At 59.3% G+C, this 19,172-nt stretch carries 14 protein-coding genes; 4 read left to right on the top strand and 10 right to left on the bottom strand.

What is annotated here, in order from left to right:
* Positions 1-35: 35 nt before the first annotated feature.
* The 5 genes from topA to ACI514_RS04840 all read right to left on the bottom strand — a co-directional run bounded on the left by topA (position 36) and on the right by ACI514_RS04840 (position 7,427).
* Positions 36-2,666 (bottom strand): type I DNA topoisomerase, encoded by a 2,631-nt coding sequence (gene topA / locus ACI514_RS04860; protein WP_127929155.1) that lies wholly within the window; start codon positions 2,664-2,666, stop codon positions 36-38.
* Between the two features lie 114 nt (positions 2,667-2,780).
* The gene (locus tag ACI514_RS04855) at positions 2,781-3,017 is read right to left on the bottom strand and encodes a DUF1653 domain-containing protein (protein ID WP_150651510.1); all 237 of its coding nucleotides are present in this window, start codon (positions 3,015-3,017) and stop codon (positions 2,781-2,783) included.
* A gap of 98 nt (positions 3,018-3,115) precedes the next feature.
* Entirely contained in the window at positions 3,116-4,291 is a 1,176-nt protein-coding gene (gene fadA, locus ACI514_RS04850; RefSeq protein WP_007910465.1) for an acetyl-CoA C-acyltransferase FadA, read from the bottom strand.
* A 32-nt stretch (positions 4,292-4,323) separates the two neighbouring features.
* A complete protein-coding gene (gene fadB / locus ACI514_RS04845; RefSeq protein ID WP_034156439.1) occupies positions 4,324-6,471 on the bottom strand; it encodes a fatty acid oxidation complex subunit alpha FadB in 2,148 nt (715 codons plus the stop codon).
* 518 nt (positions 6,472-6,989) lie between these two features.
* A complete protein-coding gene (locus ACI514_RS04840) occupies positions 6,990-7,427 on the bottom strand; it encodes a hypothetical protein (protein ID WP_077573838.1) in 438 nt (145 codons plus the stop codon).
* Between the two features lie 103 nt (positions 7,428-7,530).
* Here ACI514_RS04840 and ACI514_RS04835 point away from each other — a divergent pair, with 103 nt between their 5' ends.
* Positions 7,531-7,968: a universal stress protein gene (locus tag ACI514_RS04835; RefSeq protein ID WP_150708091.1), complete on the top strand. Its 438-nt coding sequence runs from the start codon at positions 7,531-7,533 to the stop codon at positions 7,966-7,968.
* 172 nt (positions 7,969-8,140) lie between these two features.
* On the opposite strand, the gene ACI514_RS04830 is transcribed toward ACI514_RS04835, so the two are convergent.
* Positions 8,141-10,063, bottom strand: a complete 1,923-nt coding sequence (locus ACI514_RS04830; protein ID WP_160058823.1) for an ATP-binding cassette domain-containing protein — start codon at positions 10,061-10,063, stop codon at positions 8,141-8,143.
* A gap of 214 nt (positions 10,064-10,277) precedes the next feature.
* Here ACI514_RS04830 and ACI514_RS04825 point away from each other — a divergent pair, with 214 nt between their 5' ends.
* Positions 10,278-12,206, top strand: a complete 1,929-nt coding sequence (locus ACI514_RS04825) for a transglycosylase SLT domain-containing protein (protein WP_160058824.1) — start codon at positions 10,278-10,280, stop codon at positions 12,204-12,206.
* Between the two features lie 82 nt (positions 12,207-12,288).
* On the opposite strand, the gene ACI514_RS04820 is transcribed toward ACI514_RS04825, so the two are convergent.
* The gene (locus ACI514_RS04820; RefSeq protein WP_405123172.1) at positions 12,289-14,094 is read right to left on the bottom strand and encodes an ABC transporter transmembrane domain-containing protein; all 1,806 of its coding nucleotides are present in this window, start codon (positions 14,092-14,094) and stop codon (positions 12,289-12,291) included.
* Between the two features lie 254 nt (positions 14,095-14,348).
* Between ACI514_RS04820 and ACI514_RS04815 the strand changes: the two genes are divergently transcribed.
* Entirely contained in the window at positions 14,349-14,528 is a 180-nt protein-coding gene (locus tag ACI514_RS04815) for a PA1571 family protein (protein WP_405123171.1), read from the top strand.
* Positions 14,529-14,694: 166 nt separating this feature from the next.
* On the opposite strand, the gene pdxB is transcribed toward ACI514_RS04815, so the two are convergent.
* On the bottom strand, positions 14,695-15,837 hold the full coding sequence (gene pdxB, locus ACI514_RS04810; RefSeq protein WP_405123170.1) for a 4-phosphoerythronate dehydrogenase PdxB: 1,143 nt from the start codon (positions 15,835-15,837) through the stop codon (positions 14,695-14,697).
* A gap of 159 nt (positions 15,838-15,996) precedes the next feature.
* Here pdxB and ACI514_RS04805 point away from each other — a divergent pair, with 159 nt between their 5' ends.
* On the top strand, positions 15,997-17,406 hold the full coding sequence (locus ACI514_RS04805; protein WP_405123169.1) for an MATE family efflux transporter: 1,410 nt from the start codon (positions 15,997-15,999) through the stop codon (positions 17,404-17,406).
* 137 nt (positions 17,407-17,543) lie between these two features.
* Here the strand turns inward: ACI514_RS04805 and tusA are convergent, their stop codons facing one another.
* Positions 17,544-17,795, bottom strand: a complete 252-nt coding sequence (gene tusA, locus ACI514_RS04800) for a sulfurtransferase TusA (RefSeq protein WP_025111044.1) — start codon at positions 17,793-17,795, stop codon at positions 17,544-17,546.
* 165 nt (positions 17,796-17,960) lie between these two features.
* Positions 17,961-19,034 carry a 23S rRNA (cytidine(2498)-2'-O)-methyltransferase RlmM gene (gene rlmM, locus ACI514_RS04795; protein WP_160058829.1) on the bottom strand — a complete coding sequence of 358 codons (1,074 nt, stop codon included), beginning with the start codon at positions 19,032-19,034 and terminating at the stop codon, positions 17,961-17,963.
* Positions 19,035-19,172: the final 138 nt, after the last annotated feature.

Raw genomic sequence — 19,172 nt, 5'->3', positions numbered from 1 at the left:
GGTTCTCATGCGGCCTTTCAGTATCAGGCTAATGCTTATTCAGCTTTGGCCTTCGTACGCTTGTCTTCAACCGTCCACTTGCCGCCGTCGAAGTACGCTTTCCAACCGGTAGGCTTGCCGTCGACTTCGGTCTGCACGTATTGCTCCTTGGTCTTGCGGCTGTAGCGGATGACCGCTGGCAGACCATCAGGATCCTTCTTCGGCGCGTCGCAGAGGAAGTGGTACTTCGGATCGATTTCGTCCTTGTGCGGCACAATCTCGATCACCAGCGGAGCTCGGGTCTCACGGTTTTTCGGGAACTGGCTGGCGGCCAGGAACAGACCAGAGGCACCGTCACGGAGGATGTAGGTGTCGTTGACCTTTTCGCATTTCAGCTCAGGCATCTTCACCGGATCCATCTTCGGCGGCGCCGCGTCACCGCTTTTCAGCAGTTTGCGGGTGTTCTTGCACTCAGGGTTGGTGCAACCGAAGAACTTGCCGAAACGGCCGGTCTTGAGCTGCATCTCGCTGCCGCACTTGTCGCATTCCAGGCTCGGACCTTCGTAGCCCTTGATGCGATAGCTGCCCTCTTCGATTTCGTAGCCCGCGCAATCCGGGTTGTTACCGCAGATGTGCAGCTTGCGCTTCTCGTCGAGCAGATAAGCGTCCATCGCCGTGCTGCAGATCGGGCAGCGATGCTTGCCGCGCAGAACCAGCGATTCCGACTCACCTTCGTCGTCCGCAGCGATCTCGTCGCCCGGCACCAGGTTGACGGTGGCTTTGCAGCGTTCTTTTGGCGGCAGGCTGTAGCCTGAGCAACCGAGGAACACGCCGGTCGACGCAGTACGGATCTGCATCGGACGACCACAGGTCGTGCACGGGATGTCGGTCATGACCGGCTGGTTGGCGCGCATGCCGCTTTCAGGGTTTTCGGCTACTTCGAGTTTCTTTTTGAAATCGCCGTAGAACTCGTCCAGCACGCTTTTCCAGTCACGCTCGCCCTGCGCCACGTCATCGAGGTTCTCTTCCATGCCGGCAGTGAAGCCGTAGTCCATGAGGTTGGAGAAGCTTTCCGACAGACGCTCGGTGACGATGTCGCCCATCTTTTCCGAGTAGAAACGACGGTTGTGCAGGGTCACGTAGCCGCGATCCTGAATGGTCGAAATGATCGCAGCGTAAGTCGAAGGACGACCGATGCCACGTTTTTCCATTTCTTTAACCAGGCTGGCTTCCGAGTAACGCGCCGGCGGCTTGGTGAAGTGCTGCGATGGATCAAGCTTGATCAGCTTCATAACGTCGCCCTGCGCCATATCAGGCAGAACGTCATCGTCGCCTGGCTTGGCAATCTGCGGCATGACGCGGGTGTAACCGTCGAATTTGAGGATACGGCCCTTGGCGCGCAGCTCGAAATCGCCAGCGCCGACGCTGACAGTGGTCGACAGGTATTGAGCTGGCAGCATCTGGCAAGCGAGGAACTGGCGCCAGATCAGCTCGTAGAGGCGTTCAGCGTCACGCTCCATGCCTGCGAGCTTGCTCGGCGTGGTGTTTGCGTCGGAAGGACGGATCGCTTCGTGAGCCTCTTGCGCGCCTTCTTTGCTGCTGTAGACGTTTGGCGTTTCCGGCAGGTACTTCTTGCCGAACTCGTCTTCAATGTAAGTGCGCGCCATGGCCACGGCATCGGCCGAGAGGTTGGTCGAGTCGGTACGCATGTAAGTGATGTAGCCAGCTTCGTACAGACGCTGGGCCATCATCATGGTTTTCTTCACGCCGAAGCCCAGACGGTTACTCGCAGCCTGTTGCAAAGTGGACGTGATGAATGGCGCCGAAGGCTTGCTGCTGGTCGGCTTGTCTTCGCGTTTGACGATGCTGTAGCTGGAAGACTTGAGTTTCTCCAGCGCGGCCATGGCCTGAGCTTCGTTGAGCGGCTTGAAGGCTTCGCCTTTCTCGCGAGCTACTTCGAAACGCACGGTCGAGCCTTTGGCGGTGCCGAGGTCGGCATGCACTTCCCAGTACTCTTCCGGGTTGAACGCACGAATTTCGCGCTCACGCTCGACCACCAGCTTCACGGCAACCGATTGCACACGGCCAGCGGACAGGCCACGGGCAATCTTTGCCCACAGCAGCGGCGAAACCATGTAGCCGACAACGCGGTCGAGGAAACGACGCGCCTGCTGAGCGTTGACACGATCGATGTCCAGCTCGCCCGGTTCCGAGAAGGCTTCCTGAATCGCCTTCTTGGTGATTTCGTTGAACACCACGCGTTTGTAGCGGCTGTCGTCACCACCGATGGCTTCGCGCAGGTGCCAGGCAATGGCTTCCCCCTCGCGATCCAAGTCGGTTGCGAGATAGATGGTGTCAGCATCTTTGGCGAGCCGGCGCAGCTCTTCGATGACCTTCTCTTTACCCGGGAGGATCTCGTACTTGGCTTTCCAGCCATGATCGGGATCGACACCCATACGCGAGACCAGTTGCTTGCGCGCTTTCTCTTTCGGCGAGAGCACCGGACCTTCGCCCGCGGCAGCCTTGCCGCGCTTGGCGGCTGGCTCTTTGCTGGCGCTAGCCGAACCGCTGGTGGGCAGGTCTCGGATATGGCCGATACTCGACTTCACCACGTATTGGTTACCCAGATACTTGTTGATGGTCTTGGCCTTAGCCGGGGATTCCACAATGACCAGCGATTTGCCCATGGATCAGAAAATTCCTGAATTCTAGAAGTGAAAGGCGGTTGGCGCCTGACGCGGCACCGCTATATATAGTTGATACAAGGTGAGGTCAAGCACAGGGTTCTGTGCGCGCTCGCCTTATACCTTGGAAAAAAGGCTTGGTTCGGCTTGCACCAAAGCAAAGCGTGGCACCTGCTCGCCGTCAACCTCGACTGACTCGAGAAACATGCTCAGAGGGCGCACCCAAAAGCCGTAATCGCCATACAGGGCTTGGTAAAAGACCACTTCTTCTTCGGTCTCGGAATGCCGCGCAACACTGAATACGCGGTACTGCGGACCTTTGTAATGTTGGTAGAGCCCAGGTTGTATCGGCATGGTTTGGCCCTCACTCAAATTTTTTCAAAATAAAAACAAAATAAATCCACAAAAACAAAAACCGGGGCACTTGGCCCCGGCTTCCATCGACGAGACGCTTAAACGCGTTCGAAGACGGTAGAGATACCTTGGCCGAGACCAATGCACATAGTGGCCACCCCGAAGGTGCCGCTATTCTGCTTCATCACGTTCAGCAAGGTGCCGGAAATACGGGCACCGGAGCAACCGAACGGGTGACCCAAGGCGATCGCGCCGCCGTGCAGGTTAACCTTCTCGTTCATCTTGTCGAGCACTTTCAGATCTTTCAGCACTGGCAGGGCCTGTGCGGCGAAAGCTTCGTTGAGCTCGAAGAAGTCGATATCGTTGATGCCAAGGCCCGCACGTTTCAGGGCTTTTTGTGTCGCCGGAACTGGACCATAGCCCATGATCGCCGGATCCACACCCGCCACTGCCATCGAACGGATAACCGCCATTGGCTGGATACCCAGGTCCTGTGCACGTTGCGCCGACATCACGATCATGCAGGAAGCACCATCGGTGATCTGCGACGAAGTACCGGCAGTCACGGTGCCGCCCTTTGGATTGAAGGCAGGCTTGAGGGCCGCCAGACTTTCCAGGGTGGTTTCCGGACGAATGGTTTCGTCGTAGTCGAACAGTTTCAGGAAACCGTTCTCGTCGTAGCCCTGCATCGGGATGATTTCGTCTTTGAACTTGCCTTCCACGGTTGCCTTGTGGGCCAACTGGTGGGAACGCACGCCGAAGGCGTCTTGCTGCTCGCGAGTGATGCCGTGCATTTTGCCGAGCATTTCCGCGGTCAGGCCCATCATGCCCGAGGCTTTCGCCGCGTACAGCGACATGTGCGGGTTCGGATCGACACCGTGCATCATGCTCACGTGGCCCATATGCTCGACGCCGCCAACCACGAACACGTCACCGTTGCCGGTCATGATCGCTTGCGCAGCGGTGTGCAGCGCGCTCATCGACGAGCCACACAGACGGCTGACAGTCTGGCCGGCCGAGGTGTGCGGGATCTGGGTCATCAGCGACGCCATGCGCGCGATGTTCCAGCCCTGCTCCAGGGTCTGGTTGACGCAGCCCCAGATCACGTCCTCGACTTCAGCAGGATCGACCTTGGCGTTGCGTTCCAGCAGTTTGCTGATCAGGTGCGCCGACATGTCTTCGGCGCGGGTGTTGCGGTGCATGCCGCCCTTGGAGCGGCCCATCGGAGTACGACCGAAGTCGACAATCACGACGTCTCTTGGATTCAAGCTCATAAAATTTCACTCTCGCTCAAAAGTTGGGACGCTTAACCGAAGAACCGTTGGCCGGTTTTGGCCATTTCACGCAGTTTCGCGGTCGGGTGGTACAGCGCGCCCAAATCAGCGTACTGGTCAGCCAGGGCAACGAACTCGGCAACACCGATCGAATCGATGTAGCGCAGTGCACCGCCACGGAATGGAGGGAAACCGATACCGTAGACCAGACCCATGTCGGCTTCGGCGGCAGTTTCAACGATGCCGTCTTCCAGGCAACGCACGGTTTCCAGGCAAAGCGGGATCATCATCCAGTTGATGATGTCTTCGTCAGTGACTTCGCGCTGCTCGTAAACGATCGGCTTGAGCACTTCCAGTACCGATGGATCGGCGACTTTCTTCTGCTTGCCTTTCTTGTCGGCCTCGTAGGCGTAGAAGCCCTTGCCGTTTTTCTGACCCAGGCGCTTGGCTTCGTACAGCACGTCGATGGCCGAACGACGGTCATCCTTCATGCGATCCGGGAAACCTTCAGCCATGACGTCACGACCGTGGTGACCGGTGTCGATGCCGACCACGTCCATCAGGTACGCCGGGCCCATCGGCCAGCCGAATTTTTCCATGACCTTGTCGATACGGACGAAGTCCACACCGGCGCTGACCAGCTTGGCGAAACCGCCGAAGTACGGGAACAGCACGCGGTTGACCAGGAAGCCCGGGCAGTCGTTGACGACGATCGGGTTCTTGCCCATTTTCTTGGCGTAGGCAACGGTGGTGGCAACCGCCAGCTCACTCGACTTCTCGCCACGGATGACTTCCACTAGCGGCATCATGTGCACCGGGTTGAAGAAGTGCATGCCGACGAAGTTTTCCGGACGCTTGAGGGCCTTGGCCAGCAGGCTGATGGAAATGGTCGAGGTGTTGGACGCGAGGATGGTGTCCTCTTTGACCTGGCCTTCGACTTCAGCCAGTACGGCTTGCTTGACCTTCGGGTTCTCGACCACAGCTTCGACGACCAGATCGACGTGACCGAAGTCGCCGTAGGACAGGGTCGGACGAATGGCGTTGAGCACTTCAGCCATTTTCGCAGCCGTCATGCGACCTTTATCAACGCGGCCAACCAGCAGCTTGGCGGCTTCAGCCAGACCTTGCTCGATGCCGTGCTCGTTGATGTCCTTCATCAGGATCGGCGTACCTTTGGAGGCCGACTGATAAGCGATACCGCCACCCATGATGCCGGCGCCGAGTACAGCGGCCTGCTTCACGTCTTTGGCGATTTCGTCGTAGGCCTTGGCCTTTTTCTTGAGTTCCTGATCGTTCAGGAACAGACCGATCAAGCTCTGCGCGGCAGAGGTCTTGGCCAGTTTGACGAAACCGGCGGCTTCGACTTCCAGCGCTTTGTCACGACCGAAGTTCGCGGCTTTCTGGATGGTTTTGATTGCTTCAACCGGCGCCGGGTAGTTCGGGCCAGCCTGGCCTGCCACGAAACCCTTGGCGGTTTCGAAAGCCATCATTTGTTCAATGGCGTTCAGCTTGAGTTTTTCAAGTTTCGGCTGACGCTTGGCCTTGAAGTCGAACTCGCCGGAAATGGCGCGCTTGATCAGTTCAAGAGCCGCTTCCTGCAGCTTCTCCGGTGCAACCACGGCGTCGACGGCGCTGACTTTCAGGGCGTCTTCAGGACGGTTTTCCTTACCGGAGGCAATCCATTCGATGGCGTTGTCGACACCGATCAGGCGCGGCAGACGCACGGTACCGCCGAAGCCCGGGTAGATGCCCAGCTTGACTTCCGGCAGACCGATCTTGGCCTTGGTCGACATGACGCGATAGTCAGCCGCCAGGCACATTTCCAGACCGCCGCCCAGTGCGATGCCATTAATGGCCACTACGGTTGGGACGTTGAGGTCTTCGAAATCGCTGAAGATCTTGTTGGCTTCGAGATTGCCAGCAACCAGCTCGGCATCCGGCAGCTTGAAGTTGTCGACAAATTCGGTGATGTCGGCGCCGACGATGAACACGTCCTTGCCACTGCTGACGATCACGCCCTTGATCGAAGCATCTGCCTTGATGGTGTCCACCGCCTGACGCAGTTCGTTCAGGGTTAGACGGTTGAACTTGTTGACGGACTCACCCTTGAGGTCGAATTTCAATTCGACGATGCCACTTTCAAGAGCTTTAACCGTGATGGCTTTACCTTCGTAAATCATCAACTGATCTCCACGATATGGAAGCTGAACAGTACACGTCGGACGCAGGCGAATGGCTCGGCAGGACGCTTTTTCGTCGATGCTAACGCCAATCCACCCGGCACACCCGCCAACGCGATAGTCGGGATTCTGTAGGAGCAGTCTGTAAGACAAACGCTCAATTCATACGCCCGTTTGATTTGGGTACGTCACCTTCACGGAATTTCCGACAATTGTCAATCGCCCAAAATACGGGTTGAAAAGCGACTTTGCGGTCATTTCTGTAAGACGAAGACCCGCAACACGCATCTGCATGTGAAGTCATTCATAGAATCAATAGTTAGAAAAGTCGCCCTAATTCGCCGCAGCCATTGTTTAAAGGGCTACGCTGGAGTGACTGCACGGAGATGTCGCTGACCGAGTCAACATCAAAAGAGTTTCCGGCCTGCCTGGCCAACCCCGCCCGATGAATCATGTCGGGCTTTTTATTGCTCGTCTGCCGGACGCTCCCCACCGTTGCAGTGGGAAAAGTCCGCGCGTCACGCCAGCGCTTTCAGAGTGGCATCGATATCCAGCAAAACCGTGGCGTCGCCCTTCTCGCCCCAATACAAGGCGATCATCTGCTTGTCTGCCTCGACTTTGAAAACATTGCCCGGCAACTTTTCGAAATGATTGAGCAGCGCGCGATCTTCGCAGACTTCCTGCCACTGATTAACCCAGATACCCGGCGTTTTCTGCCAGTAAGTCCAGCAGGCAGGCGACTTGCCACGGCGCGGCCGATGATACTGCGCGCACGGGTTTGGTGGCTCTTGCGCCAGCCAGTGCGGCCATTCCTGAGGCGCCAGCTGCATGGCCAGGCCAATGCGCCGCGCCTCCATGCGCAGGGCGATGCGACCGCTTTGCGCGCGCGATGGGCGCAACCACGCCAGCGGACTTAAAACCACCAGCAGGATTGACACCACCAACCAGACCGTCATATCTCTATTCCCAATTCTCGGTGAGCGCATTGTGTCACTTTGGAACCAATGCGCTTGAAACCAGCCATACTTAACAATATTGAAACCTCACGAGGAGCACCTCATGCCCTACCACCACATCCTGGTCGCCGTAGATCTGACCGAAGAGTGCGACCCTGTGATTCACCGCGCCCGAGAGCTGTCGGTGAGCAATGGCGCCAAGCTTTCGCTGGTGCATATCGTCGAACCTATGGCCATGGCGTTCGGCGGCGACGTACCGATGGATCTGTCACAACTGCAACAACAGCAGTTCGATCAGGCCAAGGAACGCCTTGAGCGTTTGAAACAAAAGTACACTGAGCTTGAAGGCGCCAACTGCCACCTGACCTACGGCCAGCCACGCCAGGAAATCCATCATTTCGCCAAAGAACAAACGTGCGATCTGATCGTGGTCGGCAGCCATGGCCGACATGGTCTGGCGCTGTTGCTCGGCTCGACCGCGAATGACGTGCTGCACGGCGCGCCATGTGACGTCCTCGCCGTCCACCTGGTCAAACGCTGAAACACTGATCATTGTGGGAGCGAGCCTGCTCGCGAAGGCGTCGGCACACAGCATTAATGCCGCCTGACACACCGCATTCGCGAGCAGGCTCGCTCCCACATTGGGTCTCCACCCGAATATGAAAAGCCCGGCGTTCATCACTGAACGCCGGGCTTTTTCACATCCGGATCAATCAGGCATCCAGCTCGGCCCAACGTTCCATCAACGCATCCAGCTCAGCCTGCAACTGCTCCAGCGAAGCAATCACCTTGGCTGTTTCAGCCGGTGGACGCTGATAGAAACCGCCGTCAGCCATCTCGGCCTCCACTGCGGCAATCTGCTGTTCCTTGGCGTCGATATCGCCCGGCAACGCTTCCAGCTCACGCTGCAGTTTGTAGCTCAGCTTTTTCTTCGCCGCCGGAGCAGCTGCCGCAGGCGCTGCGACCACTGCGGGCTCTGCAGTAACCACCGCCGAATTCAGATCAGCCTTACCCGACTTGCTTTCAGTTACGCCCAACAGACGCGGCGAACCACCCTGACGGATCCAGTCCTGATAGCCGCCGACGTATTCACGCACCTTGCCTTCACCTTCGAAGACCAAGGTACTGGTGACCACGTTGTCGAGGAATGCCCGGTCGTGGCTGACCATCAGCACGGTGCCGTTGAAAGTCAGCAGCACTTCTTCGAGCAGCTCGAGGGTTTCCACATCAAGGTCGTTGGTCGGTTCGTCGAGCACCAGCAGGTTCGCCGGTTTACTGAACAGTTTGGCCAGCAACAGACGCGCACGCTCACCACCCGACAACGCCTTGACCGGCGTGCGGGCACGCTGCGGGCTGAACAGGAAGTCGCCGAGGTAGCTCAGCACGTGACGGCTCTGGCCGTCGATATCGATGAAGTCGCGACCTTCGGCGACGTTGTCGATCACGGTCTTTTCCAGATCCAGCTGATGACGCAACTGGTCGAAGTAGGCCACGTCGATCCGCGTGCCCTCTTCCACTTTGCCGCTGGTCGGCTGCAGACCACTGAGCATCAGTTTCAGCAGAGTGGTCTTGCCGGTACCGTTGGCGCCGAGCAGACCGATACGGTCGCCGCGCGTCAGCACCATCGAGAAGTCCTTGATCAGGAACGGGCCGCCCGGGTGAGCGAAACTCACGTTCTCGAGGACCATCACCTGCTTGCCGGACTTGTCGGCAGTGTCCAGCTGAATGTTGGCCTTGCCAGTGCGCTCGCGACGCTCGCTGCGCTCAACGCGCAGGGCTTTCAGGGCGCGGACGCGGCCTTCGTTACGGGTGCGGCGCGCCTTGATGCCCTGACGGATCCAGACCTCTTCCTGGGCCAGTTTCTTGTCGAACAGCGCGTTGGCGGTCTCTTCAGCGGCCAGCGCGGCTTCTTTGTGCACGAGGAAACTGGCGTAGTCGCCGTTCCAGTCGATCAGGCCGCCGCGATCCAGTTCGAGGATGCGCGTGGCGAGGTTTTGCAGGAAGGAACGGTCGTGCGTGATGAACAGCACGGCGCCCTGGAAATCTTTCAGCGCTTCTTCGAGCCAGGCAATCGCACCGATGTCCAGGTGGTTGGTCGGTTCGTCGAGCAGCAGCAGATCCGGCTCGGACACCAGCGCCTGCGCCAGCAGCACGCGACGACGCCAGCCGCCGGACAACTGGGCGAGGGTCTTGTCAGCCGGCAGTTGCAGACGGCTCAAGGTGCTTTCGACCAGAGTCTGCAAACGCCAGCCATCACGGGCTTCGAGGTCCTGCTGAACGTGCATCAGCTTGTTCAGGTCATCTTCAGTGACGCAGTTCTGCGCGAGGTGATGGTACTCGGCGAGCAACGCACCCACGCCATCAAGGCCTTCAGCGACCACGTCGAACACCGTCCGATCGTCGGCCACCGGAAGTTCTTGCGGCAATTCGCCGATTTTCAGACCGGGGGCACGCCACACCGAGCCTTCATCGGGCTTCTGGTCGCCCTTGACCAGTTTCATCATGCTGGACTTGCCAGTGCCGTTGCGGCCGATGATGCACACCCGCTCACCACGGGCGATCTGCCAGGACACCTTGTCCAACAACGGCATAGCGCCGAACGCAAGGGACACATCGCTGAATTTGAGCAGGGTCATGAGCTTCTCCAAAAACCGGGCGCGCATTCTACCTGAGTTAGGACCTCAGCAGGCCGGCAATTTGTCTGTCGAAGCACTCTGCACAACATTTGTTGCGAACTTGTGCTGCGAGGCCCGCAAAGCTTTCGCCGCTTGCTGGCAAAAGGCTAAGCTACAGACAATTCAGTGCTGATTCGTGTCGGCACTTGTCATGATTTCTCTGCCCGGATGTCTCATGCGCAGTCGCCTTTTCAGTGTTTTGTCCTGTTTGCTACTTACCGCCGCTGCCGCTCAATCCGCCCAGGCGGTGGACCTGTCCACCCAACGCCAGTATTACGATGAAGCCAAGCGCGCGCTGGCCAAGGGCGATACCGGCCCGTACTTCCGCTACAGCCAGGCGCTGGCCGATTACCCGCTGGAACCGTACCTGGCCTACGACGAACTGACCGCGCGCCTGAAAACCGCGAGCAATGCGGAAATCGAAAAATTCCTCGCCGAACACGGCGATCTGCCCCAGGCCAACTGGATGAAACTGCGCTGGTTGCGCTGGCTCGCCGACCGTGGCGACTGGGCGACCTTCGTCAAGTATTACGATCCGAAACTCAACTTCACCGAACTGGACTGCCTCAACGCGCAGTACCAGATCACCCACGACAAAAAAGCCGAAGGCTATGCCAACGCCGACAAACTGTGGCTGACCGGCAAATCGCAGCCTGCCGCCTGTGACGGACTGTTCGGCATCTGGGCTGCCGACGGCCAGCTCACCGAGCAGAAGCGCTGGGAGCGCACCAAACTCGCCGCTCAGGCTCGCAACTATCCGCTGGCCAACAGCCTGGTCAACGGCCTGACCACCCTCGCCCCGCGCGGCCGATTACTGGTCGACGTCGCGCAGAAACCCGAGCTGCTCAATCAGACTTCGCGTTTCACCCCGGCCGATGAGCCGATGTCCGATGTGGTCAGCCTCGGTCTGCGCCGGTTGGCGCGTCAGGATCCAGACAAGGCCATGGCCCTGCTCGACGGCTACGCCAGCAGCATGCATTTCTCCCGCGATGAAAAAGTCGCGATCGCCCGGGAAATCGGCCTGACCCTCGCTCGACGTTTCGACAGCCGCGCGCTGGATGTGATGACCAAGTACGACCCCGAACTGCGCGACAACACCGTTTCCGAATGGCGTTTGCGCCTGCTGTTGCGTCTGGCTCGTTGGGACGACGCCTATCAGTTGACCCGCCGTCTGCCGCAGGATCTGGCCACCACCAACCGCTGGCGCTACTGGCAGGCGCGCAGTCTGGAACTGGCCCAGCCGCAGAACCCGGAAGCGCAAACGCTGTACAAAAACCTTGCGCGCGAACGTGACTTTTATGGTTTCCTCGCCGCCGACCGCTCGCAATCGCCCTACTCGCTGAACAACAAGCCACTGGTGCTTAGCCAGGCGCTGATCAACAAGGTGCGCAACACCCCGGGCGTACGCCGCGCGCTGGAATTCCATGCTCGTGGTCAGATCGTCGACGGTCGTCGCGAGTGGTATCACGTCAGCCGCCATTTCAACCGCGATGAGATGGTTGCCCAAGCGAAACTGGCTTACGACCTGAAATGGTACTTTCCGGCGATCCGCACCATCAGTCAGGCGCAGTACTGGGACGATCTGGATATCCGCTTCCCGATGGCCCACCGCGAAACGCTCGTGCGTGAAGCCAAGGTGCGTGGTCTGCATTCGAGCTGGGTGTTTGCCATCACCCGCCAGGAAAGCGCCTTCATGGACGACGCGCGCTCCGGCGTCGGCGCCAGCGGCCTGATGCAACTGATGCCCGGCACCGCCAAGGAAACCGCGCGCAAGTTCAGCATCCCGCTGGCCTCTCCGCAGCAGGTGCTGGATCCGGACAAAAACATCCAGCTCGGCGCCGCTTACCTGAGCCAGGTGCACAGCCAGTTCAACGGCAACCGCGTCCTCGCCTCCGCCGCCTACAACGCCGGACCGGGTCGCGTGCGCCAATGGCTGCGCGGCGCCGATCACTTGAGTTTCGACGTCTGGGTCGAAAGCATCCCGTTCGACGAAACCCGTCAATACGTGCAGAACGTGCTGTCGTACTCGGTGATCTACGGCCAGAAGCTCAACTCACCGCAGCCGCTGGTGGATTGGCATGAGCGCTACTTCGACGATCAGTGATCACCTGACTGACGCCGACTAACGAAAAATGCCCGTATCGCGAGATACGGGCATTTTTTATGGGCACAACCTGAGCGGCTATTTAGTGAATGGCAGGATCGGTGACAGGATTCGTTGACGCGCTCTTGCCATCATTGAACTGCAACGCTGCCAACCGCGCATACAGCGGATTGCTGGCAATCAGCTCCTGATGAGTACCAATAGCCACAAGTTTGCCCTGATCCATCACTGCAATCCGGTCAGCGTTTTTCACCGTGGCCAGTCGATGCGCAATCACCAGCGTGGTGCGGTTCTGCATCAGACTCGGCAGGGCTTCCTGAATCAGGTGTTCGCTCTGCGCATCGAGGGCGCTGGTGGCTTCGTCCAGCAGCAGGATTGGCGCGTCGACCAGTAACGCCCGGGCGATCGCCAGACGCTGACGCTGGCCACCGGAGAGGCCGAGGCCACCATCGCCGAGATGAGTCTGGTAACCGTTGGGCATTTTCTCGATGAAGTCGTGGGCGTGTGCGATTTTCGCCGCTTCCTTCACCTGCTCCAGCGTCGCCCCCGGATTGCCATAACGAATATTCTCTTCAACGCTGCCGAAAAACAGCGCCGGCGACTGCGAGACCAAGGCGAAGTGGCGGCGCAGGTCCAGCGGATCGAGGCTGGTCAGCGGTACGCCATCAATCAGGATCCGACCTTCCACAGGGTCATAAAAGCGCAATAGCAAATCGTATACCGTGGACTTGCCGGCGCCGGATGGCCCCACCAGCGCCAGCGTCTCACCGGCCCGAATGGTCAGGTTCAAGCCATTGACGGCATAGCTGTCAGGACGCGACGGATAGGAAAAACGTACTTCCTGTAATTGCAGTTCACCCCGGACGCGCTGCGGCAAGGTCACCAGCCCGGTGGTGGGCGGCTGGATGATGTTTTCTGACCCCAGCAGTTCGGCGATGCGCTCGGCGGCACCTGCCGCGCGTTGCAATTCGCCAATCACCTCACTCAGGGTGCCGATCGCGCTGCCGACAATCAGACTGTAGAAAACAAACGCCGCCAGTTCACCACCGGTGATGCGCCCGGCAATCACGTCCATGCCGCCGACCCACAACATCACCGCCACCGCGCCGAGCACCAGCACGATCACCATGGTGATCATCCATGAACGCTGAAAGATGCGTTTGCGCGCCGTGTCGAACGCGTCCTCGACGGTTGTCGCAAAACGGCGCTCATCCTGCACCTGATGGTTGTAGGCCTGCACGGTTTTGATCTGGCCGAGGGTTTCCGACACATAGCTGCCGATATCGGCCACCCGGTCCTGGCTCAATCGCGACAGATTGCGCACGCGCCGGCCGAAGATCAGGATCGGTGCCACCACGAACGGCAAGGCAATCACCACGATGCTGGTGAGTTTCGCGTTGGTCACGAACAACAGAATGACACCGCCGATGACCATCAGCAGGTTGCGCAGGAACATCGACAGCGATGAGCCGATCACCGACTGCAGCAGCGTTGTATCGGCGGTCAGCCGCGACTGGATCTCCGAACTGCGGTTGTTCTCATAGAAGCCGGGGTGCAGATAAACCAGATGGTTGAACACCTCGCGGCGAATATCGGCCACGCAACGCTCGCCGATCCACGACACCCAGTAAAACCGCGCGAACGTGCCGACAGCCAGCCCCAGTACCATCAGCATGAAGATGCCGATGCTCTGGTTGAGCTGATGCGGCGACTGGGTCATGAAGCCGCGGTCGACCAACAGTTTGATTCCCTGCCCCATCGACAGCGTGACGGCAGCGGTAACGATCAACGCCAGCAGCGCACCGATGACCTGCCAGCGATAAGGGGCCAGAAATCGGCTGGTCAGACGCAGGGCGCGCCGGTGCCGGGAAGAAAGCTTCGGGGTCATTCAGGTACACATCCGTGTTGATGAAAGGGCTAGCCTAAACCTTCTTGGGGCGGAACTCTGTAAATCACAATGAGTCAGGTTAAATATGCCCCCAAAGACTAGGCCATAGTTACTATTGGTCTAAAGTCCCGGTTGAGACGAGCGGTCGTTTCTGTTTGAGTGGAGATGCCCCACTGACAGACCGCAGGGAGTTGTCACAGCCCGGTCACGTGGCGGTTTTACCCTAGGCACACAACCTGATGAGGAGACAGGCCATGTCCTTGCAACACAGCAGCGAAGACAAAATTGAAGTGATCCGCACCAAGCCCGGCCAGACTCTGGGTTGCTCGATTATCGATAAGGATGGGCGTGAAGTACCGATCACTGAAGACATGATCCAGGACGCGTGCCGCGAACTGGACAAGCGATTGGTCAAGCCTGCCAAACAAAAGTGATATAGCCACCGTCTTCATGACCCGGTCCTTTTGACCGGGTTTTTTCTGTCTGCAGATCCGGCATTTGTGGCGCCCCCTTCGCGAGCAGGCTCGCTCCCACATGGACCTCTATTCGCTGAGATCTCCTGTGGGAGCGAGCCTGCTCGCGAAAGGGCCGACCCGGTTTCTAGACAGCCACCGCGCCGAGCGCCGCCACGATCTTCGCCAACTCTGGCGACGCCCCTTCAATCCGCACCTTCAGCCCTTCAATCTCACGCCGCACCGGATATTGCTTGCGCAACACATCGAACGCCGCCCGCTGCTCGCCGACGTTGCCTACGAGGCTGCGGCGAAAATCCGCATCATCGCGGCGCGGGTCGTACACACCACGGCACAACATCGCCAGCGCCCAGGCCGGATCGCTGTCAGCATGCAGGGTCACTTCAGACAACCACGGTGCCGGCAACAGATCACTGAGTTGGATAATTGCCGGTTGGCCGCTGAATGCGCAATACGCCTGATAAATCTGCGCCGTTCCGCGCTGTTTGCCGTCGAGGCTGTAACCGGCAATGTGCGGGGTCGCCAGCACGCAGAGTTCGGCCAACGCCACATCAACCTCCGGTTCGGCCTCCCAGACGTCGAGAACGGCTTGCAGGTCTTCACGCTCCAGCAACACTTCGCGCAGGGCAAGGTTATCCACCACGGGACCACGGGCCGCGTTGATCAGCCATGCGCCGGGCTTGAGCTGCTGCAAACGTTGCTGATCGAACAGATGCCAGGTCGCGCCGTCACCTCTGCGGGTCAACGGCGTGTGCAGACTGATCACGTCGCACTGTTCGATGATCGCTTCAAGGCTGACGTAATCGCCGCCCTCGGCAGCCTGACGCGGCGGATCGCAGACTTTGACATTCCAGCCAAAGCCCTTCAGGACCTTGATCAGACGACCGCCCACTTCACCGGCACCGACGACACCATAGGTCCGTTGAGCAAGATCGACGCCTTCGATTTCGGCAAGCGTCATCAGGCTACCCAGCACGTAATCAACCACGCCACGGGCATTGCAGCCAGGCGCACTCGACCAGGTGATGCCGACCTCATTGAAGTAATCGAGATCCAGATGATCCGTACCGATGGTGCAAGTGCCGACAAAACGTACCTTGCTGCCTTCAAGCAACGCACGGTTGACGTTGGTCACCGAACGTACGAGCAACACGTCGGCCTGCTCGACCGTCGCACGGTCGATGGAACGGCCCGGCACCCGGCGGATCTCGCCGAAACCGGCAAAAAAGGCATCGAGCAGCGGGATATTTTCGTCGGCAACAATCAGCATGGCGGGCTCCTTTGGCGGATCGGCAGTTTAGGTGCAGATCGGTCGCCGGGCCAGCAGGCTTTGCGCTTACAAATCCGCAACAGAGGATTTTTCCTGACCAAGGCGTCAGCGGCGTAGAATGCGGCGCCTTGCGCATCAACACCTGTGGACGCTTTGCCTGTGAATTCTGTAACTGACCAACCTGTCGCCGTCTCCCTGACCCGCCCCGCGCGGATTCGCCTGGAGTTCAAGAACCTTCTCGCCCTCGCGTTGCCGATCATCATCGCGCAACTGGCGACCACAGCCATGGGCTTCGTCGATGCAGTGATGGCCGGGCGCGTCGGGCCGAAAGATCTGGCGGCGGTGGCGCTGGGCAACTCGATCTGGGTGCCGGTGTTTCTGCTGATGACCGGCACTCTGCTGGCAACCACGCCGAAAGTCGCCCAGCGTTTTGGGGCTGGCACCCATAGCGAAATCGGCCCGCTCGTGCGTCAGGCGCTGTGGCTGGCGCTGGTGGTCGGACTGATCGCGACCGCGATGCTGGTTGCCGCCGAGCCGGTACTGCACCTGATGAAAGTCGATCCCGAGTTGATCGGCCCGTGCATGCAATACCTGCACGGCATCGCCAGCGGTCTGCCGGCGGTGGCGTTCTATCACGTACTGCGTTGCACCAGTGACGGCATCGGTCGAACCCGTCCGGCAATGGTGCTGGGCCTGTGCGGTCTGGCGCTGAACATTCCGCTGAACTACGTCTTCATCTATGGCGACTTCGGCGTGCCGGCCATGGGCGGCGTTGGCTGCGGCTGGGCCACGGCCATCGTGATGTGGGTGATGGCGCTGGGGCTTGCTGGGTATGAGCGCTGGGCGCCGGCCTATCGTTCGAGCGAGATTTTCAGCCGTTTCGACTGGCCGCAATGGGCAGTGATCAAGCGTCTGCTGGCAATTGGTCTGCCGATCGGCATCGCCGTGTTTGCCGAGTCGAGCATTTTTGCCGTAATCGCGCTGTTGATCGGCAGCCTCGGCGCTACCGTGGTGGCCGGGCATCAGATTGCGCTGAACGTCAGTTCGCTGGTGTTCATGATTCCGTATTCGCTGGGCATGGCTGTAACCGTGCGTGTCGGTCAGGCGCTGGGCCGAGAAGAACCTCGCGAGGCACGTTTTGCTGCCGGCGTCGGTATGGGCACCGCGCTGGCCTACGCCTGTCTGTCGGCGAGCATGATGCTGTTGCTGCGCGAGCCGATTGCGGCGATCTACACCGCTGACCCGACGGTGATTCACATTGCAGCGATGCTGATTGTGTATTCGGCGCTGTTCCAGTTTTCCGACGCGATCCAGGTGACCGCTGCCGGCGCACTGCGCGGTTATCAGGACACGCGGGTGACGATGATCCTGACCCTGTTCGCCTATTGGGGCATTGGTTTGCCGGTGGGCTATGCCCTCGGTCTGACCGACTGGCTCGGCGAACCACGCGGCCCGAGCGGTTTGTGGCAGGGTCTGATCGTTGGCTTGAGCTGTGCGGCGTTGATGCTGTCGATTCGGTTGACGCGTAGCGCGCGCAAACGTATTCGGATCAGTCGCTCGGCGGGCTAAACCCTTTAAACCGGGACAAAAAATGTGGGAGCCAGCCTGCTCGCGAATGCGCTGTATCAGTCGCCATCAATAGTGACTGAGATACCGCTTTCGCGAGCAGGCTCGCTCCCACATTTGGTTTTGTGTTCGCCTAGTATTCAGGCGTGTTTCTTGCGGATCCAGTACAGGTAAGTACCGGCCTCTTCGTGCTGGCCCACCAGTTCGTGGTCGAGAAACACACAGAACTTGGGAATGTCGCGTCGAGTCGATGGATCGGTGGCAATCACCTTGAGCAGGCCGCCGGGTACCAGGTCACGGATGTGCTGGTGCAGCATCATCACCGGTTCCGGGCAATTGAGGCCGGTGGCGTCGAGGGTGCCGTCGACCGGGGTATCGATCATTTCACTCATGATTCACTCCTGAAACTGGCCGGCATTGTCGCGCATTGCCGGGTATTCGGTCATCTGTGGTGTTACGCCACACCCTATGTAGGCGCTGCCGAAGGCTGCGATCTTTGCTTTTTAAGATCAAAAGATCGCAGCCTGCGGCAGCTCCTACAGGGGTTTTGCGGTGTTTCAGCGAGCTTTGGTTTTCTTCACGTCATGCCTGCGCAGGTGGCAGGTCACTTCTTCGCGGTCGTGATACAGCTGTTTGCAGCCGATATCGACCTTGATCCCGCGCGCCTTGAAACCATCGGCAATGCGTTCGAGCAAGCGCTTCACTTCGGCGTAACGCTGCTTCATCGGCAACTTCAGGTTGACCACCGCCTCGCGGCAATGCCCTTCGCCGATCCACTCTTCAAGCATCGCGGCGTTGCGCGCCGGTTTCTCGACGATGTCGCAGACCATCCAGTCCACCGGTTGCTTGGGCTTGAAGGTGAAACCGTCGGCCATCAAATGCTGGACCAGACCGGTGTCCATCAGGCTCTCAGCCATCGGGCCGTTGTCGATGGCGGTCACCAGCATGCCGCGGTTGACCAGTTGCCAGGTCCAGCCGCCTGGCGCGGCACCGAGGTCGACGCCGGTCATGTCGCTGTGCAGGCGATCTTCCCACTGATCACGCGGGATGAAGTGGTGCCATGCCTCTTCCAGCTTCAGCGTCGAACGGCTTGGCGCCTCACGCGGGAACTTCAGGCGCGGAATACCCATCGGCCACATCGCCGAGTTACCGGCATCAGCCATCCCCAGAAACACTTCACGACCGCTCTTGAAGGTCAGCAACAGACGCGGCTTGCTGGCGTCCTCCACCAGTTTGCCGGCGCCGGTCAGCGCCTTGCGCAACGGGCCTTCAAATTTTTTGCAAAAGTTCGACAGTTCCTTGCCGTCGTTGGTGTCGACGACTTCCAGCCACAGGCTGCCGCAAACCGGGAATTCGGCCACGTGCGCGAGAATCACGCTGATGCGGTCGGTTTCCGGCAGATCGATGAATACCCCGCGCGCCCATTGGCGCGGGAAGATCAATTCGGCGAAACGCTGGCCGCGCATCAGGCGCTCGGCGCCGTCTTCTTCGGTGCAGACAAACTCGGCGAAGGCGGTGGCCGCTTTGGCCTTGGCGTAGCCGGCCACGTTGAGTTGCGCGGCGAGGTCGGAAATCTCCGAACAGACTTCGCCTTCGAAGCCTGGCCGGCAATGCATGAATAGGGTGTTCATTCTTACTCCTGGGCAGTGGGCGTTCATTCGGCCACTGCGCGATGTCCAGACCTTGCGTTGCAGCAAAGCCTGTCACGAAAACCGGCGCATGATAGCCGATGTCGGAACCTTGGTTCCGCTCATAGAGTCCAGTTATTA

This window comes from Pseudomonas sp. M20, from assembly GCF_045037865.1.
Lineage (GTDB): Bacteria > Pseudomonadota > Gammaproteobacteria > Pseudomonadales > Pseudomonadaceae > Aquipseudomonas.
The sequence above is the reverse complement of the archived record's forward strand: the minus strand, read 5'-3'. Positions and strand labels throughout refer to the sequence as shown.

What these genes read in the sequence shown, in the direction of transcription:
- topA (WP_127929155.1), bottom strand. Translation starts at nt 2,666, where the DNA reads ATGGGCAAATCGCTGGTCATTGTGGAATCCCCGGCTAAGGCCAAGACC.
- pdxB (WP_405123170.1), bottom strand. Translation starts at nt 15,837, where the DNA reads ATGCTGATTGTTGCCGACGAAAATATCCCGCTGCTCGATGCCTTTTTT.
- ACI514_RS04815 (WP_405123171.1), top strand. Translation starts at nt 14,349, where the DNA reads ATGTCCTTGCAACACAGCAGCGAAGACAAAATTGAAGTGATCCGCACC.
- tusA (WP_025111044.1), bottom strand. Translation starts at nt 17,795, where the DNA reads ATGAGTGAAATGATCGATACCCCGGTCGACGGCACCCTCGACGCCACC.
- ACI514_RS04825 (WP_160058824.1), top strand. Translation starts at nt 10,278, where the DNA reads ATGCGCAGTCGCCTTTTCAGTGTTTTGTCCTGTTTGCTACTTACCGCC.
- fadA (WP_007910465.1), bottom strand. Translation starts at nt 4,291, where the DNA reads ATGAGCTTGAATCCAAGAGACGTCGTGATTGTCGACTTCGGTCGTACT.
- ACI514_RS04855 (WP_150651510.1), bottom strand. Translation starts at nt 3,017, where the DNA reads ATGCCGATACAACCTGGGCTCTACCAACATTACAAAGGTCCGCAGTAC.
- ACI514_RS04835 (WP_150708091.1), top strand. Translation starts at nt 7,531, where the DNA reads ATGCCCTACCACCACATCCTGGTCGCCGTAGATCTGACCGAAGAGTGC.
- rlmM (WP_160058829.1), bottom strand. Translation starts at nt 19,034, where the DNA reads ATGAACACCCTATTCATGCATTGCCGGCCAGGCTTCGAAGGCGAAGTC.
- ACI514_RS04820 (WP_405123172.1), bottom strand. Translation starts at nt 14,094, where the DNA reads ATGACCCCGAAGCTTTCTTCCCGGCACCGGCGCGCCCTGCGTCTGACC.
- ACI514_RS04830 (WP_160058823.1), bottom strand. Translation starts at nt 10,063, where the DNA reads ATGACCCTGCTCAAATTCAGCGATGTGTCCCTTGCGTTCGGCGCTATG.
- fadB (WP_034156439.1), bottom strand. Translation starts at nt 6,471, where the DNA reads ATGATTTACGAAGGTAAAGCCATCACGGTTAAAGCTCTTGAAAGTGGC.
- ACI514_RS04840 (WP_077573838.1), bottom strand. Translation starts at nt 7,427, where the DNA reads ATGACGGTCTGGTTGGTGGTGTCAATCCTGCTGGTGGTTTTAAGTCCG.